Source organism: Piscinibacter gummiphilus (assembly GCF_032681285.1).
Lineage (GTDB): Bacteria > Pseudomonadota > Gammaproteobacteria > Burkholderiales > Burkholderiaceae_C > Rhizobacter > Rhizobacter gummiphilus_A.
Map to the genome: position 1 here is coordinate 4,176,935 of NZ_CP136336.1, position 19,669 is coordinate 4,196,603.

Genomic DNA, 19,669 nt, shown 5'->3' on the forward strand with positions numbered 1-19,669 from the left:
ACGCGGCTGAATCCAATCGTCGAGCAACATCCGCCATCCTGCTCTCCGAGCACAAAGCTACCTTTGAACACGCACGGCACCTAAGCGTGCCGCAAAGCCTCGACGTCGCGCATCGGCGGCGCCCCGAACAGCCGTGCGTACTCGCGGCTGAACTGCGACACACTCTGATAGCCCACGCGATACGCGACGCTCGCTGCGTCCATGCCGCCGCCGAGCAACAGGCCACGGGCCTCCGTGAGCCGCAGGCGTTTCTGGTATTGCAGCGGGCTCATCGCCGTCACGGCCTTGAAGTGCTGATGGAATGACGACGGGCTCATGTTCGCCTGCGAGGCGAGTTCCTCCACGCGGATCGGCTCCGCGTAGTGCGCGCGCATGCGCCGGATGATCTGTCCCATCTTGTGCGTGTTGCTGCCCGCGATGGCCATCTGCGCAACGGCCGGGCCATGGGGACCGCGCAGCAGCCGGTAATGGAACTCGCGCAGCGCCAGCGGGGCGAGCACGGGGATGTCGCGCGGTTCATCGAGCAGCCGCGCGAGCCGCACCACCGACTCCAGCGTCGCGTCGTCGAGGTCGCCGACGAAGAGGCCGCGCGCCGTTTCGCCGCGTGACCAGCCCGCGACGTCCAACTGCGCCAGCAGATCGGCGATCGTGCTCGCGTCCAGGTCGATCGCGAGGCACAGATACGGCGCCTCGGCGCTCGCGACGAGCACCTGGCCGAACAACGGCAGGTCGACCGACACCGCGAGGAACTGTTGCGGCGCGTAGCGGTAGACCTCACCCTCGAGCAAAACCTGCTTCACGCCCTGCACGATCACGCAGACGCACGGGTTGTACACGTGCGGCAGTTCGTGGTTCGGCGCCGACAGACGGATGCACTGCAGACCGCCGATCGCGACGGGGTGCATGCCATCACCCTTGGAGTTCTTGTCGATCAGTTGGCCCAGCTCAGCGAGGCAATCCCGCCGCAACTCATTGATTGGCTTGTCCATTGGCACGGACGATACGCGCAGATCCCATGCGCCTCAATCGGTCGACATCGAGATTTGGAGGATCAGGCAATCACGCCGCAGCTTCGTGTATTTCCAGGGCAGCGCCCGAAGCCGATGCTCTCTGTCGCGAAAGCGACCCATCCAACACGGAGCATTTCCATGAACAGCAGCAAAGTCATCCTCATCACCGGCGCCAGCAGCGGCATCGGCGAAGCCACCGCCCGCACGCTCGCCGCTGCGGGCCACACGGTCATCCTCGGCGCGCGCCGCACGGACCGTCTCGAAAAGATCGCCGCCGAGATTCGTGTCGGCGGCGGCGCCGCGGAATTCCGCGCGCTCGACGTCGTGAACCGCGCTGACGTCGCGGCCTTCGCGAACTTCGCTCACAAGAAGTTCGGCCGTGTCGACGCCATCTTCAACAACGCGGGTGTGATGCCCGTCTCGCCGATGAACGCGCTGAGGGTCGACGAGTGGGATGCCATCGTCGACGTCAACATCAAGGGTGTGCTCAACGGCATCGCGGCCGTGCTCCCCATCATGGAAGCGCAGGGCAGCGGCCACATCCTGAGCACGGCATCGACGGGCGCGCACGCGGTCGGCGGCCAATTCGGCGTGTACTGCGCGAGCAAGTACGCCGTGCGCGCGATCATGGAAGGCCTGCGCCAGGAGATGCAACAGATTCGCGTGACGACCATCTCGCCGGGCGTCACGACCTCCGAACTCGGCCACGACATTTCGGTCGACGACACCAAAGCGGCCGTGGACCAACTGCGCAGCATCGCGCTCGACACCAACGCGATCGCCAACGCGGTGCTCTACGCGATCGACCAGCCGGCGGACGTGGACGTCAACGAGATGATCATCCGCACGGTGCGAAGCGCCGGCCACGCGTTCTGAGGCGCACCGGCAGCCTCCTCACGATGGTGGACGGCGAGGCGATCGTGCTGGCCGATGAGCTCACGAGCGGGAAGTAATCGACGCGCCCGTCGCCATGTCGGGCCATCACTTCAGCTTCTTCGCATCATGGATCTCTGCATGCGAAGGCGGCGCCCCCTTGGCGCCGCTCTCGAGCCACGCAATCTTGCGTTCGAGGAAGGTGAGCATCGCCTGAAGATCCTGCGCTCTGCCGCGCAGCTTCTCGCGCTGCGCGGTCAGCACCTTGAGCATCCGCGCGTGCCCTTCGCCCGATCGCCGCACTCCGATGAGCATCCTGATCTCCTCCAGCGAGAGGCCCAGAGCCTGGCCCGCTTGGATGGACGAGAGCAGACGCAGGTCGGCTTCAGTGAACTCCAGATAAGGCCGCGACCCGCCGGCATGCCCCGTGCGCGGCGACAGGAGTCCTTCGCGCAGATAGTGCCTCACGGTGGTCGGTTTCACCCCTGCGCGACGCGCGAGTTCGGCAATCCACATGGTTCGGGTCGATTCCTTGACTATGCACTCAACTGCACACTTATAACCTCGCTCATGAACTGCCCGGCCATTCCCCTTCTGCTCCTTCCCGGCCTCATGAACGACCACCGCATCTGGACTCCGCTGGTTTCCGTCGTGGCCGGAGAGCGCCATGTGCACATAGCCCCCACTCATCTGCACGACAGCGTCGCCGAGTCGGCTCGCGACGCGATTGCCGCCATGCCGCCCGGCTCGTTCGCCGTCGCCGGGTTCTCGCTGGGTGGGTATGTCGCCCAGGAGGTCTGCCGCCAGTCGAGCGACCGCATCGCCGGGCTGGGCCTTGTGGACACTGGCGCCCGCGCCGACACGGACGAGGCGAGGCAGGCCCGACAACGAATGATCGATGCGGTGGAAGGTGGCGCAGGCGGAGGCGACGCGACATTCAGCCAGGTAGCCCATGGCTTTGCCTCACGGATCGTTCACGCCTCCCGGCTGCAAGACCGTGAACTCCTGCAGTTGCTATCCGACATGGCTTCCAACGTGGGGAGCGAAGGGTTAGTCCGGCAGCAGCGGGCCGCGATGAACCGAGCCGACTCCCGTGACTTGCTGCGTCGACTGCACATGCCTGCCGTGGTGGTGTGCGGGCGTGATGACCGGGTCACTCCGTTCAGCCTGAGCCAGGAGATGGCGACGCTGCTGCCGGACGCTGAGTTGGCGGCGGCCGATGCGGCGGGCCACATGTCGATCCTGGAACAGCCTGCAACGGTGGTGGCGGCGTTGGTGCGCTGGCTGCGGCGCGTCGATGCCGCAGCCGCAGGCCCGGGCGCGATGTCAACGACGATCTGAGAGCGTCTGATTCGGGTCGGACGCAGTCCGTCTCGCGTCTCGGCTGAACTTATGCAACCGCTGCAAGGCTGACTTTCGCCAGCCTTCACCACCCCGCCAACGAGTGCCCCAAGCTTCGCCGCGGGGCTTGGCGCCCGCGGATCTTCCGCGCGCTAGCGTTTCACGCGATGAACGGCGCACAGCTTGTTGCCATCCGGGTCTCGCACGTAGGCCAGGTACATCGCGCCCAGCGTGCTCTCGCGCAAGCCCGGTGGCTCCTCGACCGACGTGCCGCCGTTGGCGACGGCGATGTCGTGGAAGGCCTGCAGTTGCTCGGGCGAGCTGCACTTGAATGCGATCGTTCCGCCGTTTGCCGCGGTGGCACGCTCGCCGTTGATGGGCTCGGAGACGCAGAAGCTGCTTCCGTCGAGCCGGTAGAACAACCGGGTCTGCCCGGTGGCGTTCACGTTGCGCACGGGCTCGCCAGCACCGAGCACGCCGAGCACCGCGTCGTAGAAACGCTTCGAACGCTCGATGTCATTGGTGCCGACCATGATGTGATTGAACAAGCTTGTCTCCTTGTGGTGTCGGTAGGTTGGGAAGCGCACATTGTCTGCACGCCGCATTGACCCGATCTCACGTCCTGCTACTGCCTGACCAGCGTGGCCCGCAACTCGACGACCGCTTCGTTCTTCGCCACCTTGCATTCGACGTCGGTCGGCACCGGCGCGTACTTCTCGCCGAGATAGCTGCGGATGCGGATGATCGAGTCGAACTTGCCGTCTCGCGCATTCGAGACCATCTCCGAGAGCGTCTTCAGGACGGCCTGCCGGCAAGCTTCTTCGCGGGTCAGCGCGCCGAGCTTCACGTCTTCCGCGTAGACCTCGGGCTTCTTGTGCCGGCTGTACTTGGGCGCCTTGAACTCCCAATACGCTTTGACATCGGAGCCCAGGATGGCGCGCGCTTCCGGCGACTCCAGGATCGGGCCGAGGGGCATGAAGAAGGCGTCTTTGGCCGCGGGCCTGGCCGGCATGGGCGCGAAGCCGATGCTGTCGTCGTCGATGCTCGCCAATGACGCCTGCAAGCTCACGGAGTACTTGCCCATCATCAGTTGCCTCTGGCGGCATTCGGCATCGGTGATGACGGGGGCATACCGATCGTCGAAGAAGCTTCGCACCTTGATGATGGCGTTGAGGCCTCGTTCCTCGGCGTCTTTCACCATCGATTTCAGGCTCTCCAGCACGGCCTGCCGGCACGCGCCTTCATCGCCCACGTCCCGGTTCGAGGCCGACTCCGAATAGGAGTCGGGGCCGTAGCGCTTGCCGTACTTTGGCGCCACCACGCCCGTGAACACATGGATGTCGGGGCCGAGGATTCTCCGGGCTTCGGGCGACGCGAAGATCGGTGCCAGCGGAATGAACATCGCGTTCGCAGGAGCCTGCCTCGGCGGCGTGCGGGTGGATCGTTCGTCGGCCTCCGCCATGCGCTGCACCGCGGCAGGCGTCATCGCAAACTGGCTCCACAGGGCGACCTTCACGCGCCTGTCGCCGGCGCATCGAAAGCCTTCCTTGTCGTTCGAGGGCTGGCCGTCCACGGCCGCCTGGAGGTTGATGACGGCGTCGTAGCCGCGGCTGCGCGCGTCGCTGATGAGCGTCTTCAGGGTGTCTTCAAACGCCCCCACGCAGTACGCCTGCCCGCCCGCGTTGGAGAAGGGGCCGCGCCGGGCATAGACATCGGGCGGGGCGACTTCCGCAAACTCGGGCGTCGGTTGTGTCGCCCAGTAGAGCTTGACGGCGGGGTCGTGGAGGGCCCGGCCGGAGTCCGAGCTCATCAAGTCACTGAACTTGAAGTAGCTCGGCTCGGCGGCCTGCGTGCAGGTGGCCGCGGCGAGCAGAGCATGGGCCAGCAGAAAGCGAACGCGCGGAAAGCAGACGAGCCGAAGGCGCCCTGGCATGAAGATCTCCCTCAATTGGTGTTTTGTGGTGAACGGAAAGCCTGGCGATCTTAGGGGAGAGATCGGCGCCGGGCAGGCGCTCGGCCCCTCAGAGCGAGACGCTGCGAAACCCGCTGAAAGCGTCGTCGCGCTCGGGCAGCAGGAAGCGGCGGTGCTTCGCGTTGCGCATGCGCTCGTGGGTGGCGAACGATCCGCCGCGCAGCACCTTGTGCGAGCCGAAGGCGGCTTGCGAGTACTGCGCATCGGGCCCTGGCACGAAGCCCGGGTAGGGGCGGAAGCTCCCGGCCGTCCACTCCCACACCTGGCCGAAGCGCACGCCGCGCGACACGCCTTGATGGGCCGCGACTTCCCATTCCAGCTCGGTCGGCAGGCGGCGCTCGGCCCAGCGGCACCAGGCGTCGGCTTCGTACCAGCTCACGTGCATGGCGGATTGCGACATCGGCACGCGGGTCATCTTGCCGAAGCGCTGCATCAGCACGCTCTGGCGCATCTGGTCGACGTGGCGCGGCGTGCGGCGGCCTTCGCGCTGCACCCAGGCCCAGCCTTCGGGCGACCAATGGCGCTCCTCGTCGTAGCCGCCGTCTTCGACGAACTCGCAGTACTGGCCCCAGGTGATCGGCTGCGCATCGATCTCGAACTCGGGCACGCTGTGCTCGTGGGCGGGCTGCTCGTTGTCGAAGGCAAAGCCGCCGGGCGGCGAGCCGAGCAGCCACCGTGTGGCCGGGAAGAGCACTGGGGGGCGCGAGGCCAGCGTGCCGATCATCGGCAGCAACCCCGGGTCGAAGCCGAGCGTCTGCGCGAGTTCGGCAAACGCTTCGAGCTGCGCGTCTTCATGGCAGAGCGCGAGGCGGAAGAAATACAGCGCGTCGTCGTCTTCCGTGGCGTGGTCGAGCAGCTCGAGCGTGGTCTCGAGCGTGTCGGCCAGGTACTGACGGATGGCCTGCGGCTCGGGCAACTCGATGCGCCAGCGCAGGGAAGGCGACACCACCGACGGGTCGAACAGCCGGTCGGCCTGCGGTTCGATGGACGCGAGCCGCAGCGCGGTGGGGTCGGCCTGCGTGCCACGCTGGCGCTGCACGTTGCGCGAGATCCAGTGCTCCTGGAACCAGGCCAGGTGGCCGAGCGACCACAACGGTGGGTTCAACCCTTCGCGCAGGTTCTCGGTCACCGCAAAGCCGGGCAGTGCCGCTTCGATCGCGCTCATCCAGCGCAGGCTGTGGTTGCGCGTGTCCATCAGCGCGAGCGACAGCAGCTCGCGGCCGGCGCGGCGCATCTGCGACGACTCGATGGGGGGCGCTTCGAAGTCGAGCATGAAGTTCAGCGGTTGGGGGGCACGTAGGCGCCGGGGTGCTGGGGCGCATCGTCGCGAATGTCGTACCAGTTGGCCTTGCTGTCCACGTAGGCGTGGAAGCCGATCTTGGTGGCGAGCGGCTCGTTGATGAGGCCGGCGCGGATGCGCAACACGCCGGGCAGGTTGTCGCGCCGGCTGTAGATGGGCGAGCCGCAGCGCTGGCAGAACGCGCGCTTCTTGCCGGGAGTCGATTCGAATTCGGTCATGAGTTCGCGGCCACTGTCGACATGCACCGCCGACTCATTGACCGGGATGTTGGCGGCAAACGCGGCCCCCTGGGCGCGCCGGCACTGCTGGCAGTGGCAGATCTGGATGGGCTCCAGCTTGCCGTCGATGCGGAATCGGATGCCTCCACAGAGGCACTGGGCGGAGTAGGTCATCGGTCGATGGTAGTGGGTGGCACTGACCGAAAGACTGTATGAAAATACAGCCGTGCCCCGCCTGATCGCCCACCTCGACATGGATGCGTTCTACGCCTCCGTGGAGCTGCTGCGCTATCCGGAACTCAAGGGCCTGCCGGTGGTGATCGGCGGTGGCCGGCGCCACCAGCCGGTGATGCGGCCCGACGGCACGCGCGAGTTTTCCTTGCTGCGCGACTACACCGGCCGCGGCGTGCTGACGACGAGCACCTACGAAGCCCGCAAGCTCGGCGTGTTCTCGGCCATGCCCACGATGAAGGCCGCCAAGCTCGCGCCCGATGCGGTGCTGCTGCCAGTCGACTTCGACGAGTACCGCAAGTACTCGCGCCTCTTCAAGGCCGCAGTGCGCCGCATCGCGCCTCTGGTGGAAGACCGCGGCATCGACGAGATCTACATCGATCTGTCAGACCTGCCCGGCGTGCACGACGACGGCGGCCGTGCCATCGGCCAGGCGCTGAAAGACGCGGTGTTCGACGCGACCGGCGGCCTCACCTGCTCGGTGGGCATCACACCCAACAAGCTGCTCTCCAAGCTCTGCTCCGAGTTCGACAAACCCGACGGCCTCACCCTGCTGCGGGCCGACGAGATCCCGGCGCGGGTGTGGCCGCTCGCGGCGCGCAAGGTCAACGGCATCGGCCCGAAGGCCAGCGAGAAACTCGCGGCCCACGGCATGCACACCATCGGCGACATCGCGGCGCGCGATGCGGCCTACCTCGTCGAGCATTTCGGCAAGAGCTACGGTGCCTGGCTGCACCGCGCCTCGCACGGCATCGACGACCGCGAGGTGGTGACCCACAGCGAGCCGGTCTCGATGAGCCGCGAGACCACCTTCGAGCGCGACCTGCACGCCGTGCGCGACCGGCACGTGCTCACGCCCATCTTCACCGAGCTGTGCATGGAGGTGGCCGACGACCTCAGCCGCAAGGGCTACGCGGCCAAGACCATCGGCATCAAGCTGCGCTTCGACGATTTCAAGATCGTGACGCGTGACCTCACGCTGCCCGCGCACACGATGGACGCGAAGACCATCCGCCGCGCGGCGGGCGAGTGCCTGAAGCGCGTCGACCTCACGCGGCGCCTGCGCCTGCTGGGCGTGCGCGCCGGCAACCTGGCCAAGCTCTCGGAGTTGCTCAACCCCCACGCCACCGACGCCCCGGTGGCACAGGAGCCAGCGCCCGCTTACCATGCGCCGCTGCCGCTGTTCGATGCATCCGAAGGCGGTTCGTCTGCGTAGATGAGTCTGGAGAGAGGAGCTTTCCCATGCCACGACACCATCGACTCGCACCTTGTCTTGCGGGCCGCCTCGCGATCACCGGCGCACTCGCACTGGCCTGCGCCAGCCCCTCGGCCTGGGCCGTCGGCGGCAAGCTGCTGCTGACCGGCGGCGTGAGCAGCATCGACGGCGCGGCCGGCGGCGGGCTCACGCCCTGGGCCGTGACGGGCGGCTACGGCACCGCGGGCGAGATCGGCGGCTCGGCCTTCGCCACACGCGTCAAGACGCAGGACTTCTCGGTCAACGCCTACGGCGCCGCGCTGGCGTATGGCGACCGCATCGAGCTCTCGTTCGCCCGGCAGTCGTTCGACACCGGCCCGGTCGGCACCACGCTCTCGATGCCCGGACTCAAGCTCAGGCAAGACATCGTCGGCGTGAAGCTGCGGGTGTTCGGCGATGCGGTGCTCGACAGCGACACCTGGGCTCCGCAAGTCGCCCTCGGTGTGCAGCACAAGACCTCGGATGCCGGTGCCCTGGAAAGTACGCTCGCCAGCTTCGGCGCGAAAGACAGCGGCACCGATGTCTACGTGAGCGCCACCAAGCTCTTCCTCGCGCCGGGCCTCCTCGTCAACGGCACGCTTCGCGCCACCAAGGCCAACCAGAACGGCCTGCTCGGCTTCGGCGCCACCGGCCACACGAGCTACCGCCTGCAGCCCGAGGTCTCGCTCGCCTGGCTGCTGCGGCGTGATCTGGCCATCGGCGCGGAGTACCGCGCCAAGCCCGACAACTTCCGCGACAACACCGCGCTCGGCGCCGGCGCCTTGAACGAAGACGACTGGGCCGATGTGTTCGTCGCCTGGGCGCCGAGCAAGCACTTCTCGCTGACGCTCGCCTATGTGGACGCGGGCAAGATCGTGCCCGGCGTCGTCAACAAGCGGCAGACCGGCGCCTATCTCTCGGCGCAGGTCGCTTTCTGAGGAGCACGACATGCACCGCCTGCTTCAACTCCTGTGCGCCACCCTGCTCGGCCTCGCGCTCGCCGCGCACGCGCAGCCCGCCGACGATTCGCTCTACCGCCAGCTCGGCGGCCAGCCCGGCCTCACCAAGCTGATGGACGACTTCATGGCCCGCCTGCTCGCCGACCAGCGCATGAACCCCTTCTTCAAGGACGTGGACCATCAGCACGTGAAGGCCCAGCTGGTCGCGCAGTTCTGCGAGGTCTCGGGCGGCCCCTGCAGGCTCAAGGGCCCCGACATGAAGAAGGCCCACGAGGGCATGGACATCACCAGGCGCGACTTCAACGCGCTGGTCGAGGTGCTGCAAGACAGCATGAGCGCACAGGGCATCGCGTTCTCGACGCAGAACAAACTGCTGGCGCGCCTGGCGCCGATGCACCGCGACATCATCAACACACCCTGAACAACCACCGAGGGAGACACCGATGACACGACACCTTCTCGCCTTGCTGGCCTTCGTGGCGAGCGCCACCCACGCCGGCACCGTGCAGCTCACCGTGACCGACAAGGACGGCAAGCCCGCCCCCGATGTGGTGGTGCTGGTGCAAGGCGCCACGAAAGCCGCCGTGACGCCGGCCGCCAAGCCGGTGCTCATCGTGCAGGAAGGCTCGCGCTTCGTGCCCTTCCTCACCGTGGTGCCGGTCGGCACCACGCTGCGTTTCGTCAACAAGGACGGCTACGACCACCACGTGCGCTCCACCCCGAGCGGCCCGCTGGGTGCCATCGCGCCGGCCAAGACCTTCGAGCTGCGGCTCGATGCCGACCCCATCGCCGAAGCCCGCGGCGGAACCGACGCCTACCCGAGCGGCGCGGCCAAGAAGAAGTCGGGTGTCTCCAGTGCCGACCTCAAGATGGACGCTGCCGGCCCCATCGGCCTCGGCTGCCACATCCACGGCTCGATGCGCGGGCAGGTCTACGTGGCCGACACCCCCTGGTTCGGCAAGACCGACGCCAATGGCGTCGTCACGATCGACGGTGTGCCCGATGGCACCGCGCAGCTCACGCTCTGGCACCCCGACCAGCTCCAGGAGCAGGCAGGCGTGCCGGTGCAGGTGAGCGCGTCGCCCGTGAAAACGACGACGCAACTGAACTTCATTCCGCGCCGCCGCAGGGGATAAGCTCTGGGGCTATGACCCCCATCACCTGCATCGAGGACCTGCGAGTCCTCGCCAAGCGGCGCGTGCCGCGCATGTTCTACGACTACGCCGACTCTGGCTCGTGGACCGAAGGCACCTACCGCGCCAACGAGAGCGATTTCCAGAAGATCCTGCTGCGCCAGCGCGTGGCGGTGAACATGGACGGCCGCACGCTCGCCACCACCCTGGCCGGCACGCCCACCCACATGCCGGTGGCCATCGCACCCACGGGCCTGACCGGCATGCAGCACGCCGACGGCGAAATCCTCGCGGCCCGTGCGGCCGAGAAGTTCGGCATCCCGTTCACGCTGTCGACGATGAGCATCTGCTCCATCGAAGACATCCGCGCGCACACCAAGTCGCCGTTCTGGTTCCAGCTCTACTGGATGCGCGACCGCGACTTCATGGAGCGGCTGATGGACCGCGCCAAGGCCGCGGGCGTCTCGGCGCTGATGCTCACGCTCGACCTGCAGGTGCTCGGCCAGCGCCACAAGGACATCAAGAACGGCCTGACCACGCCGCCCAAGCCGACGCTGGCCAACATCCTCAACCTCATGACCAAGCCGCGCTGGTGCCTGGGCATGCTCGGCACCAAGCGCCACAGCTTCGGCAACCTGATCGGCCACGCCAAGGGGGTGAGCGACGTCACCTCGCTCTCCGCCTGGACCAAGGAGCAGTTCGACCCCAAGCTCGACTGGAACGACGTCGAGTGGATCAAGAAGCGCTGGGGCGGGAAGCTGATCCTGAAGGGCATCATGGACGTGGAAGACGCGCGTTATGCCGCGGGCAGCGGCGCCGATGCGCTCGTCGTCTCCAACCACGGCGGCCGGCAGCTCGACGGCGCGCCCTCGTCGATTGCCGCGCTGCCCGAGATCGCCCGCGAAGTGGGCTCGAAGATCGAGGTGTGGATGGACGGCGGCATCCGCTCCGGGCAGGACGTGTTGAAGGCGGTGGCGCTCGGCGCCCGCGGCACGCTGATCGGCCGCTCGTTCCTCTACGGCCTGGGCGCGCTGGGCGAAGCCGGTGTCACGAAGTGCCTGGAGATCATCTACAAGGAACTCGACGTGAGCATGGCCTTCTGCGGCCACACCGACATCCGCAACGTCGACCGGCGCATCCTCGTGCCGGGCACCGCACCCGGGCACTGAGCGCATTCACACACGCGTGCCCGGTGTCGCGGCGAAGTACGCCCGCATCGCCTCGATGGCGTGGCGCACCTTGGCCGGCTGGTTCTCGCGCTGAGGCGTGACGGCCCACACCGGGCCTGGCGGCAAACGCCACTGCGGCAACACGCGCTTCAGGCGCCCCGCCTGCAAGGCCTCGTGCACGTCGGGGTGGGTCAGCATGCCCACGCCCAGGCCGGCCACGCACATCTGTTCCAGGCTCAGCTGGTTGTTGCTCGCGATGCGCGCATCGACGCGCAGCGGCTCGCGCTCGCCCGCCGGCCCGATCAGCTCGATCTGCAGGCCCGACCCTTCGCGTGAGCCGACCAGCCACTGGTGCTGCACGAGCTCGGCTGGCGTGCCAGGCTCGCCGTGCCGGCGCAGGTAGTCGGGCGAGGCGCAGAGGATCCAGTCGAAGTCGCACAGGCGCTGCGCCACCCAGCTCGAATCGGGCAGGCGGCCCGCGCGCAGGGCGAGGTCGATGCGGGCGTCGACGAGGTTGATGAGCGCGTCGTCCACCAGCAGCCTGAGCGTCAGCCCCGGGTGTGCCGCCAGCAGCGGCCCGAGGCCCGGCGCGATGTGCCGCGCAAAGCCCACCGGCGCCGACATGCGCAGCTCGCCGCTCGGCGCGTCGTGCGCCAGCGCGAGCTGTGCGTTTGCCTGTGCGGCAGCACTCACCATCGCGTGGCAATGCTCGGCGAAACGCGCGCCGGTGTCGGTCAGCGAGAGCTTGCGGGTGGAGCGGTGCAGCAGCGTCACGCCACTGCCCTGCTCCAGCAGGCGCACCTGCTGGCTCACCGCCGAGGTGCTCATGCGCAGCGCCTGGGCGGCAGCGCTCATCGAGCCGTGCTGCACCACCGCGGCAAAGACGGCCATGCGCCGGAGATCGTCCATTGTGAAGCTGGGCTTAAAGAAGTTCTTCGATTTGAACGACTTCCTCGCTGATTGTGAAGCCCATATCGTCACACCCATTCGCAACTGCTTGGAGAGACCCACATGAAGATCGCCCTCATCGGAGGCACCGGCTTCGTCGGCGCGGCCCTGCTGGAGGAGCTGCTGCGCCGCGGCCACCAGGTCACGGCGCTGGCCCGCAACCCGTCGAAATTCGCCGCACGTGCGGGGCTGAGCGTCGTGGAAGCCGATGCGCTGCAGAGCGCGCAGGTCGCCCACGCGGTGGAAGGTGTGGACGCCGTGATCAGCGCCTACAACCCCGGCTGGAAAGAGCCGCACATCCACGATCTCTTCCTGCAGGGCACGCAGGCCATCGTCGACGGCGTGAAGCGCAGCGGCGTCAAACGACTGCTGCTCGTGGGCGGCGCGGGCAGCCTCTACGTGGCGCCCGGGTTGCAGCTCGTCGACACACCGGAATTCCCGGCCGAGTGGAAGCAAGGCGCACTCGCCGCCCGCGAGGCGCTGAACCGCATCCGAGCCGAAACCTCGCTCGACTGGACCTTCGTCTCGCCCGCCGCGATGCTGGCGCCCGGCGAGCGGCGGGGCGGCTTCCGGCTCGGCGGCGACCAACTGCTGCTCGATGCCCACGGGACACCGGCCGGCCTCACGGTGGCGGACCTGGCGGTGGCCATCGTCGACGAGATCGAGACGCCGCGGCATGTGCAGCGCAGGTTCACCGTGGCGTACTGACGACGCGACACACCGCCCGGCGGCGCCACGCTGCCGGCCATCGGCGACCCGGCGTGGAGGCGCCTTTGGCTGTCGCATACTCATCGGATGGCCATCGACCACCTGATCTACCTCTACGACCCGTTGTGCGGCTGGTGCTACGGCGCCATGCCCGCCATCCACGGGCTGGCGGATCTGGGCAGCTGCATCGTCGAGCCGGTGCCCAGCGGCCTCTTTGCCGCGCCGGGCAAGACGCTCGACGCCGAGATGGCACGCCACATCGAGCAGGCCGATGCGCGCATCGCCGCGATGAGCGGGCAGCGCTTCAGCGAGCTCTACAAGCGCAAGGTGCTGGCCAACCCCGAGCTGCCCTTCGACAGCACCGCCGCCACCGAAGCGCTGACCGCCGTGTCGCAGTGGAACGTGCGGCGCGAGCTCGATGCCCTGCACGCCCTGCAACGCGAGCGCTTCGTCGCGGGGCGCGACATCAGCGACCGCGACGTGATCGCGCAAGCCCTGTCGAAATCGCTCGGCGACGACGCCGAGACCTGGTTGAAGCGCCTCGCCCACCCGGACCTGCCCGGCCTCACCAACAAACGTGTGGCCCGCGCGAAGAAGGTGATGAAGGCGGTCGGCATGCATGGCGTGCCCGCGCTCGTGTGGCCCAGCGAACAGGGCATGCGGCTGCTGCCCGGCCAGTGGCTTTTCGGCGAGAAGACGCTCACGGAACAGCTCGCCCTGCTGGCCTGAGGCCACTTGTCTGAGCGACCCCGAGGGGTTTGCGATTCGAGGGGTTTTCACCCCGCGCGGATGGTTCTACGCTTTGAGCCACGCGCTCGTCGGGAGAGCCCCATGACCCTGCAGCAGCTTCACGCCATCAAGCTCTGGCAGCTGGCCCACAAGCCGGAGAACCCGCTCGAATACCACGCCTGGGACGGCGTGCTCACCGCCTGGATGTTTGGCTGGATGGGCGAGCCCGCGGCGCTCATCCTCTGGTGGCCCGGCATGGCGCTCGGCTGCGCGGTGCTGTTTCTCGCCCCCACGCTCTATGTGGCGCTGCGCCGCGCCCTGCACCGGCGCGGCCGACTGCGCTGCGACTGGCTGAGCACGCTGGAGCGGCGCTGACCGCTGGCCGCCAACGGTCGTGTCTCTCAGTTCGACCAGCCGCCGTCGATGACCTGCGCGGTGCCGGTGGTGAAGCTGGATTCGTCGCTCGCGAGGTAGACCGCCAGCGCGGCGATCTCGTCGGGGCGGCCGATGCGGCCGACGGGCTGGCGCGCGGCGAAGGCGGCCTCGACTTGCTCGACGCTCTGCCCGCTCGCGAGCGCTTGGGCGCTGATGCGATCGCGCAGCGAGGGCGACTGCACCGTGCCCGGGCAGATGGCGTTGCAGCGAATGCCGCGCCCCACGAAGTCGGCCGCGATCGATTTGGTGAGCCCGACCACTGCTGCCTTGGTGGTGCTGTAGGCGAAGCGATTGGGCACGCCCTTGAGGCCCGCGATCGAGGCCATGTTGACGATGGACCCGCCCCCTTGCGCCAGCATGCCCGGCAGTGCGGCGCGGATGACGCGGTACATCGAGCGCACGTTGAGCTCGAACGAGAAATCCCAGTCGGCGTCTTCGCATTCGAGGACGCTGCCGGCGTGCACGTAGCCCGCGCCGTTGAAGAGCACCTGCAGCGGCCCGAGGGCGCCCACGGTGTCGCGCACGGCCACTGCATCGGTCACATCGAGAACGCGGGTCTCGCAGCCGGTGTCTCGTGCGAGGGCCTTCAGAAGCTCGACCTTGATGTCGGCCGCGATCACGCGGGCACCTTCGCGCACGAAGGCTTCGGCCGTGGCGCGCCCAATGCCCTGGCCGGCGGCGGTGACGAAGGCCGTCTTGCCTTGCAGGCGGCCAGAGAGGATTGCACGCATCGAATGCTCCGTTGGACAGCTCGCGTTTCAGGCGGCGCCGCGGCGTGTGGCCCACGCCATCACCTCCGGCGGCACGATGGCGCCAGGGTGCTGGATCACGGTGGCGGCCAGCCGATTGCCCCACTCCGCTGCCGCGACGGCCGACTCACCCATCAGCCGCTTCGCCAGGTAGCCCGCCGCAAACGAGTCGCCGGCCGCGGTGGTGTCGACGACGCGCGACACCGTCTGCACCGGCACCTCGATGGGGCTTTGGCCCACGCGTCGCACGAGCGTGGACCGTGCGCCGCGCTTGACCACCACCTCGGGGCAAGGCAGTGCGAGCGAGTGCTGCAAAGCGAGGTCGTCGGACGCGAGCCCCTGCAGCGCCCTCTCGTCGTCGAGCGTGACGAGCACGATGTCGGCCAGCGCATAGAGCTGCGCAAACGCCGACTGCGCAGCGTCTCGGCTCGCCCACAGGCGCGGCCGGTAGTTGTTGTCGAACACGATGCGGGCCCCGCGCGAGCGCAAGCCCTGCAGCAGCGTGCGCAGCCGGGGCGGCATCTCGGGGCCCATGATCGCGAGGCTGATGCCGCTCAGGTAGAGCACGTCGATCTCGCCGGCCTGCTGCTCCAGGGGCGAAAGCTCGCCCTCGAAGTAAGCCCGCGCGGCGCTGCGCTCGCGCCAGTAGCTGAAATGACGCTCGCCGTGCGCGTCGGTGCGGATGGCGTAGAGGCCGGTGCTGCGATCCGGCACGGTGCGCACGAGCGATTCGCCGATGCCTTCTGCTCGCCACGTCTCGAAGAGCCGCGGCGCGAAGAGGTCACCGCCCACGCAGGTGGCGTAGTCGATGCGCAGGTCGGCGGCCGAGGTGAGCCGGCGCAGGTACACCGCCGTGTTGTAGGTGTCGCCGGCAATGCCCTGTGCGAGCAGCCCCGGCGTGGGCGATTCGCGCAGCTCGACCATGCACTCGCCCTGGCAGGCCACGCGCAGCGGTGGTGACGAGCGGCTCACATCACCGCCCCGAGTTGCCACGGCACGAATTCGTTGTCGCCCATCCCGTGCTGCTCGCTGCAGGTGGGCCGCCCCGACGCCGTGGCCAGCATCAGCGCGAAGAGTGCCGCGCCGGCTTCGGCCACGGTCTGGTGGCCTTCCACGATCTCGCCGCAGTTGAAATCCATGTCGAGGCTCATGCGCTTGAAGAGCGCATTGTGCGTGGCGATCTTGAGCGAGGGCGTGGGCTTGCAGCCGTAGGTGGAGCCGCGGCCGGTGGTGAAGCAGATGAGGTTGGCGCCGCCCGCCACCTGGCCCGTGGCCGAGACCGGGTCGTAGCCCGGCGTGTCCATGAACACGAGGCCGCGTTCGCGCACCGGCTCGGCGTACTCGTAGACTGCCATCAGCCCCGTGCTGCCGCCCTTGGCCACCGCGCCCAGCGATTTCTCGAGGATCGTCGTGATGCCGCCGGCCTTGTTGCCGGGCGACGGGTTGTTGTTCATGTCGCCATGATGCAGGCGGGTGTAGTCCTCCCACCAGCGGATGCGCGCCATCAGCCGCTCGGCCACCGCGGGCGATGCGGCCCGCGCGGTCAGCAGGTGTTCGGCGCCATAGATCTCGGGTGTCTCGGAGAGGATGGCCGTGCCGCCATGCGCCACCAGCAGGTCGACCGCGGCGCCCAGCGCCGGGTTGGCGCTGATGCCGGAGTAGCCGTCGGAGCCGCCGCACTGCAGGCCCACCACCAGGTGGCTTGCGGGCACCTCGCGGCGCGTCACCGCGTTGGCGAGCGGCAGCATCTCGCGCAGCATCGCCTTGCCCTGCTCCACCGCCTCGCGCGTGCCGCCCTCTTCCTGGATCGTCATCGCGGCCACCAGCCCGGGCTCGCGCGCGTTGAGGCTCTCCACCAGCGGCGCCACCTGGTTCACCTCGCAGCCGAGGCCGATCACCAGCACGCCCGCGAAGTTGGGATGGTCGGCATAGCCGCGCAGCGTGCGGCGCAGGAGCTCGATGCCCTCGCCGCCGCCGCTCATGCCGCAGCCGCTGCCATGCGTGATGGCCACCACGCCATCGACGTTTGGGTAGTCGAGCAGCGCGTCGCCCTTGAAGGCCTCGGCGATGTAGCGACAGACAGTGGCCGAGCAGTTGACGCTCGCGATCACGCCGATGTAGTTGCGCGTGCCCACACGTCCATCTCGGCGCACGATGCCGCGAAAGGTGGCGGGCGTGGCGGCCGGCACCGTGCGCTGGTACTCGCGCCCGGGCGCGTGATCGTGCGTGTCGCCGCCCATGCCGAGGTTGTGCACGTGCACGTGCTCGCCCGGTGCGATGTCGCAGGTCGCCAGCCCGATGACCTGCCCGTACTTGCGCACCACCTCGCCTGCGGCGATGCGCTGCAACGCGACCTTGTGGCCGCTCTGGATGGCACTGCGGCTCACGACCTGCGCGGCGCCTGCCACAAGGGCCGTGCCGGCCGGAATGTCGTGGCGTGCGACGGCCACGTTGTCGGCATCGCTCAAGAGGATGAGGGGCGAGGGTGATGTGCTCATGGGAGATCTCGGCAATTCACTGGTGGCCTTGCAGCGCCCCACGCAACCGGTGCTGCGACACGTTCAGCCCCAGCTCGCGGGCCAACTGCACGGCAGGCGCGAGGCGGCGCTGCTTCTTCTGTTCGTGGTTTTGCGCGATGTCGGCCAGGCGGTGCGCGAGAAAGGGGTTGAGCAGCCGGTCGCGCAGCGCATCGAGGTACGCGAGCGCTTCCTGGCCTTCGCCTATGGCCTCGAACACGGGCAGCACCTCGTCGGCCCAGACGGCCTCGAGTTCGGCGCGCGTGGCCTTGTCGTTCATGGCCTGCAGCACCGTCGCGCCTTGGGGCTGGCCCGACTGCAGCCAGCGCTCGGCCAGGAAGGTGTGGCCGAGGTTGAGCAGCAGCAGCTTGAGCCGCTCGTGCCGCGCGAGTTCATCGGTCAGCAACACCGACTCGTGCGAGCACGGCAGCACGAGCCCCGGCTGCCGCTCGATCGCCCACAGGGCATAGGGCTCGGCCACCGCGCCCACCGGCGCGATCGCTTCGGAGACGATCCGGTCGACCAGGGAATTCGCCCAGCGGCAGTGCTGCGTGAGGTAGGCGATGAAGGCCTTCGGCAGCGACCAGGCCTGCGCAAGCTGCACCACCACGCCGCGCAGCACGTCGCCGTTGCGCGAGACGAGCTCGCACGGGTAGAGCGACAGAGGCGCTTGCGGCGCGGCTTGCCAGCGCGCGTGCAGCAGCACCACGAGCTTGGCCGGGAAGCTGCGCGGCACGCGGGCCGCCTCGTGCAGCAGGGCGGCGTCGTCACGCGGGTCGAGCGCGTAGCCGGCATCGCCCGTGTTGGAGACGATCACCTGCGCAGCGCAGGCAAGCTCGCGTACGCGCGACCAATTCGATTCGGCATCGAGTGCTTCTTGCACCGCCTCGCCGCGCAGCTCGATGTCGACCGGTACGCCACGCTGCAGCCCGCGCACCCGCACCGTGTACCCACCGCCGGCCGCCAGCGCCCTCACGCGGGCCGTGCTCTCGGCGCTGCGCGTCGTCTGCACCACGGCGATCGGGCCGAGCGCGCGGCCCACGGCGAGAGCTTGCGAGACAAAGAGATCCACGTGCGCCTGCAGGAAGCGGCTGGTGCCGAACTGCAGGATCGGTGGCGCCGCCGAGGGCTTCAGCATTCGACGATCGCCTTCACCACCCCTTGCGACGGGTCGAGCAGCGTGGCGAACTCGTCCGGCACACGCGCGAGCGGCATGCGGTGGGTGTTGAGCGCGTCGGTCGGCACGCCGCCCGCGCGCATCGCCGAGAGCACGGTCTCGAAGTCCTGCATCGTCGCGTTGCGGCTGCCCAGCAGCGTGGTCTCGCGCTTGTGGAACTCGGGGTCGGAAAAGGTGATGGCATCGCGCACCACCGACACCATCACATAGGTGCCGCCATGCGCCACGAACTTGAAGCCGCGCTCCATCGCGCGCGCATTGCCGGTGGCGTCGAACACCACGTCGAAGAACTCACCGCCGGTGAGTGCCGAGAGCCGCGCCTCGTCGTCATCGCCGATCTGCACCGTCGAGTCGACGCGCAGGTGGCGATCGCAGAAATCGAGGCGGTCGCGCCGCGTGTCGAGCGTGGTCACGGCGGCGCCCTGCTGGCGCGAGAAGATCGCCGCCGCCATGCCAATCGGCCCGGCGCCGACCACCAGCACGCGCTGGCCCGCATGCACCGTGCCGCGGCGCACCGCATGGGCACCGATGGAGAGGAACTCCACCATCGCCGCCTGGTCGAGCGACACGCCTTCGGCCTTGTGCACGAAGGCCGAGGGCACGCAGAGGTACTCGGTGAAGGCGCCGTCGCGGTGCACGCCCAGCACCTGGATGTTCACGCAGCAGTTGGTCTTGCCCTGGCGGCACGCGATGCAGCGGCCGCACGAGAGGTAGGGCATCACGAAGGCCGCATCGCCGGCGCGCAGGCCGCTCTTCGCAGGGGCCGATTCCACGATGCCCGAGAGCTCATGGCCCATCACGCGCGGATAGGCAAGGTAGGGCTGGTCACCGGTGAAGATGTGCAGGTCGGTGCCGCACACACCCACACGCTTCACGCGCAGCAGCACCTCGTCGGGGCCGGGCGTGGGGCGTGGGCGCTCCTCGGCGCGCAGCTCGCGAGGGGTCTGGCAGATGACGGTGAGCATGT

General features: G+C 68.4%; 22 protein-coding genes. 10 read left to right on the plus strand and 12 right to left on the minus strand.

The window, feature by feature from the left end; translation table 11 throughout:
• Nucleotides 1-80: 80 nt before the first annotated feature.
• Entirely contained in the window at nt 81-989 is a 909-nt protein-coding gene (locus RXV79_RS19670) for an AraC family transcriptional regulator (protein ID WP_316699800.1), read from the minus strand.
• Between the two features lie 159 nt (nt 990-1,148).
• On the opposite strand from RXV79_RS19670, the gene RXV79_RS19675 reads away from it, so the two are divergent.
• Nucleotides 1,149-1,886: an SDR family oxidoreductase gene (locus RXV79_RS19675; RefSeq protein ID WP_316699801.1), complete on the plus strand. Its 738-nt coding sequence runs from the start codon at nt 1,149-1,151 to the stop codon at nt 1,884-1,886.
• A 105-nt stretch (nt 1,887-1,991) separates the two neighbouring features.
• Here RXV79_RS19675 and RXV79_RS19680 read toward each other — a convergent pair whose 3' ends face one another.
• Nucleotides 1,992-2,399, minus strand: coding sequence for a MerR family transcriptional regulator (locus RXV79_RS19680; RefSeq protein WP_316699802.1), 408 nt, complete (start codon nt 2,397-2,399; stop codon nt 1,992-1,994).
• A 54-nt stretch (nt 2,400-2,453) separates the two neighbouring features.
• Between RXV79_RS19680 and RXV79_RS19685 the strand changes: the two genes are divergently transcribed.
• Nucleotides 2,454-3,224, plus strand: a complete 771-nt coding sequence (locus tag RXV79_RS19685; RefSeq protein ID WP_316699803.1) for an alpha/beta fold hydrolase — start codon at nt 2,454-2,456, stop codon at nt 3,222-3,224.
• Nucleotides 3,225-3,376: 152 nt separating this feature from the next.
• Here the strand turns inward: RXV79_RS19685 and RXV79_RS19690 are convergent, their stop codons facing one another.
• The 4 genes from RXV79_RS19690 to RXV79_RS19705 form a co-directional block, all read right to left on the minus strand.
• On the minus strand, nt 3,377-3,772 hold the full coding sequence (locus RXV79_RS19690) for a VOC family protein (protein WP_316699804.1): 396 nt from the start codon (nt 3,770-3,772) through the stop codon (nt 3,377-3,379).
• A 77-nt stretch (nt 3,773-3,849) separates the two neighbouring features.
• Nucleotides 3,850-5,157, minus strand: coding sequence for a hypothetical protein (locus tag RXV79_RS19695; protein ID WP_316699805.1), 1,308 nt, complete (start codon nt 5,155-5,157; stop codon nt 3,850-3,852).
• Nucleotides 5,158-5,245: 88 nt separating this feature from the next.
• Nucleotides 5,246-6,469 (minus strand): selenoneine synthase SenA, encoded by a 1,224-nt coding sequence (gene senA / locus RXV79_RS19700; RefSeq protein WP_316699806.1) that lies wholly within the window; start codon nt 6,467-6,469, stop codon nt 5,246-5,248.
• A 5-nt stretch (nt 6,470-6,474) separates the two neighbouring features.
• Entirely contained in the window at nt 6,475-6,888 is a 414-nt protein-coding gene (locus tag RXV79_RS19705) for a GFA family protein (protein ID WP_316699807.1), read from the minus strand.
• Nucleotides 6,889-6,967: 79 nt separating this feature from the next.
• Here RXV79_RS19705 and RXV79_RS19710 point away from each other — a divergent pair, with 79 nt between their 5' ends.
• The 5 genes from RXV79_RS19710 to RXV79_RS19730 are packed head-to-tail and all read left to right on the plus strand — an operon-like array spanning nt 6,968 to nt 11,440.
• On the plus strand, nt 6,968-8,161 hold the full coding sequence (locus RXV79_RS19710; protein WP_413816706.1) for a Y-family DNA polymerase: 1,194 nt from the start codon (nt 6,968-6,970) through the stop codon (nt 8,159-8,161).
• Nucleotides 8,162-8,187: 26 nt separating this feature from the next.
• The gene (locus tag RXV79_RS19715; protein ID WP_316699809.1) at nt 8,188-9,117 is read left to right on the plus strand and encodes a DUF3034 family protein; all 930 of its coding nucleotides are present in this window, start codon (nt 8,188-8,190) and stop codon (nt 9,115-9,117) included.
• 10 nt (nt 9,118-9,127) lie between these two features.
• Complete coding sequence (locus tag RXV79_RS19720) at nt 9,128-9,559, plus strand: group I truncated hemoglobin (RefSeq protein ID WP_316699810.1); 432 nt, start codon at nt 9,128-9,130, stop codon at nt 9,557-9,559.
• A 22-nt stretch (nt 9,560-9,581) separates the two neighbouring features.
• A complete protein-coding gene (locus RXV79_RS19725; protein WP_316699811.1) occupies nt 9,582-10,274 on the plus strand; it encodes a cupredoxin domain-containing protein in 693 nt (230 codons plus the stop codon).
• A gap of 11 nt (nt 10,275-10,285) precedes the next feature.
• Nucleotides 10,286-11,440, plus strand: coding sequence for an alpha-hydroxy acid oxidase (locus tag RXV79_RS19730; RefSeq protein WP_316699812.1), 1,155 nt, complete (start codon nt 10,286-10,288; stop codon nt 11,438-11,440).
• Between the two features lie 6 nt (nt 11,441-11,446).
• Here the strand turns inward: RXV79_RS19730 and RXV79_RS19735 are convergent, their stop codons facing one another.
• Complete coding sequence (locus RXV79_RS19735; RefSeq protein ID WP_413816636.1) at nt 11,447-12,331, minus strand: LysR family transcriptional regulator; 885 nt, start codon at nt 12,329-12,331, stop codon at nt 11,447-11,449.
• A 120-nt stretch (nt 12,332-12,451) separates the two neighbouring features.
• Here RXV79_RS19735 and RXV79_RS19740 point away from each other — a divergent pair, with 120 nt between their 5' ends.
• From RXV79_RS19740 to RXV79_RS19750, 3 genes are all read left to right on the plus strand, one after another.
• Entirely contained in the window at nt 12,452-13,096 is a 645-nt protein-coding gene (locus RXV79_RS19740) for an NAD(P)-dependent oxidoreductase (protein WP_316699814.1), read from the plus strand.
• A gap of 87 nt (nt 13,097-13,183) precedes the next feature.
• Nucleotides 13,184-13,825 (plus strand): DsbA family protein, encoded by a 642-nt coding sequence (locus tag RXV79_RS19745; RefSeq protein ID WP_316699815.1) that lies wholly within the window; start codon nt 13,184-13,186, stop codon nt 13,823-13,825.
• 102 nt (nt 13,826-13,927) lie between these two features.
• Nucleotides 13,928-14,200, plus strand: coding sequence for a hypothetical protein (locus RXV79_RS19750; protein WP_316699816.1), 273 nt, complete (start codon nt 13,928-13,930; stop codon nt 14,198-14,200).
• A gap of 26 nt (nt 14,201-14,226) precedes the next feature.
• Here RXV79_RS19750 and RXV79_RS19755 read toward each other — a convergent pair whose 3' ends face one another.
• The 5 genes from RXV79_RS19755 to RXV79_RS19775 are packed head-to-tail and all read right to left on the minus strand — an operon-like array spanning nt 14,227 to nt 19,667.
• Nucleotides 14,227-14,991, minus strand: a complete 765-nt coding sequence (locus tag RXV79_RS19755; protein ID WP_316699817.1) for an SDR family oxidoreductase — start codon at nt 14,989-14,991, stop codon at nt 14,227-14,229.
• A gap of 27 nt (nt 14,992-15,018) precedes the next feature.
• Complete coding sequence (locus tag RXV79_RS19760) at nt 15,019-15,981, minus strand: sugar kinase (protein ID WP_316699818.1); 963 nt, start codon at nt 15,979-15,981, stop codon at nt 15,019-15,021.
• Nucleotides 15,978-17,507 (minus strand): UxaA family hydrolase, encoded by a 1,530-nt coding sequence (locus RXV79_RS19765; RefSeq protein WP_316699819.1) that lies wholly within the window; start codon nt 17,505-17,507, stop codon nt 15,978-15,980. Before RXV79_RS19765 ends, RXV79_RS19760 begins: the two co-directional genes overlap by 4 nt.
• 16 nt (nt 17,508-17,523) lie before the next feature.
• Nucleotides 17,524-18,663 (minus strand): mannitol dehydrogenase family protein, encoded by a 1,140-nt coding sequence (locus RXV79_RS19770; protein WP_316699820.1) that lies wholly within the window; start codon nt 18,661-18,663, stop codon nt 17,524-17,526.
• Nucleotides 18,657-19,667 (minus strand): zinc-binding alcohol dehydrogenase family protein, encoded by a 1,011-nt coding sequence (locus RXV79_RS19775; RefSeq protein WP_316699821.1) that lies wholly within the window; start codon nt 19,665-19,667, stop codon nt 18,657-18,659. Before RXV79_RS19775 ends, RXV79_RS19770 begins: the two co-directional genes overlap by 7 nt.
• Nucleotides 19,668-19,669 lie beyond the last annotated feature (2 nt).

Excerpts from the sequence above, each read along its gene's own strand:
- RXV79_RS19670 (WP_316699800.1), bottom strand. The coding sequence starts at position 989 with ATGGACAAGCCAATCAATGAGTTGCGGCGGGATTGCCTCGCTGAGCTG.
- RXV79_RS19675 (WP_316699801.1), top strand. The coding sequence starts at position 1,149 with ATGAACAGCAGCAAAGTCATCCTCATCACCGGCGCCAGCAGCGGCATC.
- RXV79_RS19680 (WP_316699802.1), bottom strand. The coding sequence starts at position 2,399 with ATGTGGATTGCCGAACTCGCGCGTCGCGCAGGGGTGAAACCGACCACC.
- RXV79_RS19685 (WP_316699803.1), top strand. The coding sequence starts at position 2,454 with ATGAACTGCCCGGCCATTCCCCTTCTGCTCCTTCCCGGCCTCATGAAC.
- RXV79_RS19695 (WP_316699805.1), bottom strand. The coding sequence starts at position 5,157 with ATGCCAGGGCGCCTTCGGCTCGTCTGCTTTCCGCGCGTTCGCTTTCTG.
- senA (WP_316699806.1), bottom strand. The coding sequence starts at position 6,469 with ATGCTCGACTTCGAAGCGCCCCCCATCGAGTCGTCGCAGATGCGCCGC.
- RXV79_RS19705 (WP_316699807.1), bottom strand. The coding sequence starts at position 6,888 with ATGACCTACTCCGCCCAGTGCCTCTGTGGAGGCATCCGATTCCGCATC.
- RXV79_RS19710 (WP_413816706.1), top strand. The coding sequence starts at position 6,968 with ATGGATGCGTTCTACGCCTCCGTGGAGCTGCTGCGCTATCCGGAACTC.
- RXV79_RS19715 (WP_316699809.1), top strand. The coding sequence starts at position 8,188 with ATGCCACGACACCATCGACTCGCACCTTGTCTTGCGGGCCGCCTCGCG.
- RXV79_RS19720 (WP_316699810.1), top strand. The coding sequence starts at position 9,128 with ATGCACCGCCTGCTTCAACTCCTGTGCGCCACCCTGCTCGGCCTCGCG.
- RXV79_RS19725 (WP_316699811.1), top strand. The coding sequence starts at position 9,582 with ATGACACGACACCTTCTCGCCTTGCTGGCCTTCGTGGCGAGCGCCACC.
- RXV79_RS19730 (WP_316699812.1), top strand. The coding sequence starts at position 10,286 with ATGACCCCCATCACCTGCATCGAGGACCTGCGAGTCCTCGCCAAGCGG.
- RXV79_RS19735 (WP_413816636.1), bottom strand. The coding sequence starts at position 12,331 with ATGGCCGTCTTTGCCGCGGTGGTGCAGCACGGCTCGATGAGCGCTGCC.
- RXV79_RS19740 (WP_316699814.1), top strand. The coding sequence starts at position 12,452 with ATGAAGATCGCCCTCATCGGAGGCACCGGCTTCGTCGGCGCGGCCCTG.
- RXV79_RS19745 (WP_316699815.1), top strand. The coding sequence starts at position 13,184 with ATGGCCATCGACCACCTGATCTACCTCTACGACCCGTTGTGCGGCTGG.
- RXV79_RS19750 (WP_316699816.1), top strand. The coding sequence starts at position 13,928 with ATGACCCTGCAGCAGCTTCACGCCATCAAGCTCTGGCAGCTGGCCCAC.
- RXV79_RS19755 (WP_316699817.1), bottom strand. The coding sequence starts at position 14,991 with ATGCGTGCAATCCTCTCTGGCCGCCTGCAAGGCAAGACGGCCTTCGTC.
- RXV79_RS19765 (WP_316699819.1), bottom strand. The coding sequence starts at position 17,507 with ATGAGCACATCACCCTCGCCCCTCATCCTCTTGAGCGATGCCGACAAC.
- RXV79_RS19770 (WP_316699820.1), bottom strand. The coding sequence starts at position 18,663 with ATGCTGAAGCCCTCGGCGGCGCCACCGATCCTGCAGTTCGGCACCAGC.
- RXV79_RS19775 (WP_316699821.1), bottom strand. The coding sequence starts at position 19,667 with ATGCTCACCGTCATCTGCCAGACCCCTCGCGAGCTGCGCGCCGAGGAG.